Origin of the sequence: Streptomyces sp. NPDC058086, from assembly GCF_042885015.1 — a bacterium.
GTDB lineage: Bacteria > Actinomycetota > Actinomycetes > Streptomycetales > Streptomycetaceae > Streptomyces.
Genome location: NZ_JBHVST010000254.1, coordinates 1 through 3,116 on the forward strand (window position 1 = coordinate 1; position 3,116 = coordinate 3,116).

Below are 3,116 nucleotides of genomic sequence, written 5' to 3' on the forward strand. Positions count from 1 at the left end.
TGTACCGCTTCGTGTACTTGCTTCCCACCTGGTGCTACTTCCTCTGGAACCTCAGATCCCAGTCTCCAGGTGTCCACGATCAAGGGGAAGGCCCACTGGATGGCTTCGTCTATGACGAACTGATGCCGTTGCCGACGGCCGGGATGCGACTGCCGTGGCTGGCTCGTGACGCGTATCAGCCTCAGCCTTATGAGCAGTTGGCTGCGCGCTACCGCGCGGTGGGGCGTGACGGTGAGTCGCGGCGGGTGCTGCTGGCTCAGCAGCGGCGGCGACGTAAGGCGGCGGGCGTGCCGGCGAAAGTATGGGGCCTTCTCCAGGACGTAACGGTCGGGTACGGGTACCGGCCGTGGCTGGCGGGGCTGTGGTTGTTGGGCCTGCTCGCCGCCGGATCGGTCTACTTCGTGTCCCACCCTCCTGCACCTCTGAGCACGGACAGCCCGCATTTCAACGCAGTCGCCTACACGCTCGACCTATTGGTGCCGGTGGTGAACCTCGGTCAAACGGGCGCGTGGAATCCGAGCGGGTCCAGTCAGGTGCTGGCCTATGCGCTGATCATCAGTGGCTGGACGCTAGCCACGACGCTGGTCGCCGGGGTCACACGAATACTGGTGCGGCCTTGAGATGACAGGCCTCTCCGCGGCTGGCGCACCAGTCACGAGATGACATCAAACCGTCGTCCTCAGTAGCACCCAAAATTACCTGCCCGTACCCGCTGTCATTGATGTTCCCCAAGGCCGAGTGACATCAACTCTCATTGACATTGATCACGCAGACGGGCTGCAGGTGGCTCCCAAACTCGCGTCGAAATGACATCCACGGGAAGTGACACAGCCACCAGGATCGCCATCGACGCAGGGCAGGTCCTGGAGACCCTGAGCCCAGGCGTGTGCGCGGTTCTCATCTCAGGCGGCCAGAGGACGATCGAGAGGCCGATGGACGGCGGCAGCAAGCGTCCCGCACGGCTGATGATGTACGACCTCGACAGTACGGTGGACGGTCCCGAGGTAGGCCGCTTCGACCTGTTCAATCACGTGTTTGCGGTCCGGTCCGCGAGTCGCCCGTATGTCCTGGTAGGCACTGACCTGGATAAACCGCACAAGGACAAGTGGATCGCGGCCGTGGGCGCCGACGGGACACTGCGACGGCTCTTCCCGCACTCCTGGGTACCGCAGGATCACCACTTCGGAGGTCCGGCGGTCGAGATCGGGCAGTCCCTGGTGTACGCCGGCACCGTCCACCATGGGCATGGGCTCCAACCTGGTGGCGCCTACGTCGTACGGCGATCCCTGAACGGCGCGGTGCGGTGGCAGTACCGAACCGATCATCCCGCCACCGCCCTTGATGCTGACGGCGATACGGTCTACCTGGCCTACAACTCCGGAGCCCTGACGGCACTGGACGCCGGTAACGGCTCGGTGCAATGGCACACCGAGCTTGAGGTCGGCGGAGCACCGACCACCGCGCTTTCCCTCGCTGTGGCGCCCCAAGGTGGGATCAGAGACACGTACCTTGCGGCATACAGCATGGAGACCATCGTCCGCCGGGCCGTTGGACGCGTCTTCTGACGGACCGTCCGAACGGACGCTGCCGGGCCCGGTGCGCGGTCGCGCCGGGCTTCGCAGCAGAGCGTCGTAGGACGGTACGGGTCGCGAGGGTCAGTCCCGGCGGGCCACCAGCCGGTAGGCGTTGGAAAGGCCCAGGGGCCGGGCCACGCGTTTGATGACGAGGCGGTCCAGCAGCCTGCCCAGGAGCAAGGCCGGGATGCCGGCGATCACTGTCATGGCGCGCAGTATGCGCTGAAGGCGGGACGGCGGAACCGGCAGCCAGGGCAGGTCGTCGCGCGGTGCGACCGCGTCCAGGGCAAACCAGACGGCGGCCAGCAGGTCGACGGGGTCGTGAGGTTCGGCGTGCTGCTCCGCGACCACCGTGAAGCCGAGGTCCGTGAGACGAGCACGCAGGTTCTCGACCGGGACGAAGTGCAGGTGCTGCGGCTGCAGCCAGGGCAGCCACCAGCGGCCCAGAAGGCGGGCATAGCGGCTGTCGGGGTCCGGGACCTCGATCAGCAGGTGGCCGCCGGGTCGGACGGCCCGGTGCGCCGCCTGAAGTTCGCGGGCCGGTTCCGTGCTGTGCTCCAGGTAGTGGAACATGCTGACGACGTCGTAGCCGTCGGCGAGTTGCTCAGCCAGCTCGGGAAAGCTGCCCCGGTAGCCGTGGTCCACGCGTCTGGCGCACTCGGCGAGTTCGGCGCCGTCGGTGAAGTCGAGGCCGTCGAAGCTCGTGTCCGGGAAGACAGTGCGGGCCGCCTCACAGAAGTGGCCGTGACCGGTGCCGACGTCCAGCCAGTTCTTGGGCGTATGGGCGAAGGGGACCAGGGACTCGGCACGCTGCACGTACATTTTCGTCCGGCTTGCGAAGGTCATGGCGAGCTGCTTCTCGCCCAGGCCGTCATAGAAATCGCGGTAGTAGAACTCCAGGCCGGCCTCGCTGAGCCGCGGGTTCTGGAAGGTGTGCCGACATCCCTCGCACCGGTCGAGGACGAAGCGGCCTGGCTTGTGCTGGATCAGGTCCGTGGTGCGCAGCCGCGTCGCCAACCGGGTCGAGCCGCACCACGGGCAGGTGTCGCGCCGGGGTTCGAAGAAGCGGTCCAGGCCTTCGGCGAGGTCGGCCCGATAGACCGGGCGCAGCGCGGCGACCTGCTCGGCTCGGCCCGGGGACACGGGCTCGTCCTCGTGGCTGCGGTTCTTGCGGTCGTTGCTCACTGGTCCTCCTTGGGAGCGCGCCATTGGCTGCTCCAGGTGGGTCGCGGCCGCCCCGCTTCCGCCGGCCGCACGGAACGCCGTGCGGATCCGGACGGCTGCCGCGCGATGGGCGGGATCGTGAAGTACGGCGTCCAGCGTGGTGCCCAGCCGCCCGGCGGTGACCGGCCGAACCGGACCCTGACGCCCGCGCCCGCGTCGGTCACCTGTCCGGCCACGACCGGCTGTCATCGCGGATGGGAGCCACGACGAGGAGGACACCGTGCTAGGTCCTGTGTGACGTTGTGATCAATCGGTTGCCTTCAGGAGGTCGTTGATCCAGATCATCGAGGCGCGGAGGTGGAGGCCGGCGAGATAGCT

2 protein-coding genes and 2 pseudogenes are annotated in these 3,116 nt (G+C 67.2%); 2 read left to right on the top strand and 2 right to left on the bottom strand.

Features of this window, described 5'->3' with window-relative positions; translation table 11 throughout:
- Nucleotides 1-620: pseudogene (locus tag ACFVWD_RS57915) on the top strand (hypothetical protein); the annotation flags it as partial.
- Nucleotides 621-806: 186 nt separating this feature from the next.
- Entirely contained in the window at nt 807-1,565 is a 759-nt protein-coding gene (locus ACFVWD_RS57920) for a PQQ-binding-like beta-propeller repeat protein (RefSeq protein ID WP_389607206.1), read from the top strand.
- Between the two features lie 90 nt (nt 1,566-1,655).
- Here the strand turns inward: ACFVWD_RS57920 and ACFVWD_RS57925 are convergent, their stop codons facing one another.
- Complete coding sequence (locus tag ACFVWD_RS57925; RefSeq protein WP_389607208.1) at nt 1,656-2,759, bottom strand: class I SAM-dependent methyltransferase; 1,104 nt, start codon at nt 2,757-2,759, stop codon at nt 1,656-1,658.
- A gap of 30 nt (nt 2,760-2,789) precedes the next feature.
- Nucleotides 2,790-3,021 (bottom strand): annotated as a pseudogene (locus ACFVWD_RS57930) (nucleotide disphospho-sugar-binding domain-containing protein); the annotation flags it as partial.
- Nucleotides 3,022-3,116: the final 95 nt, after the last annotated feature.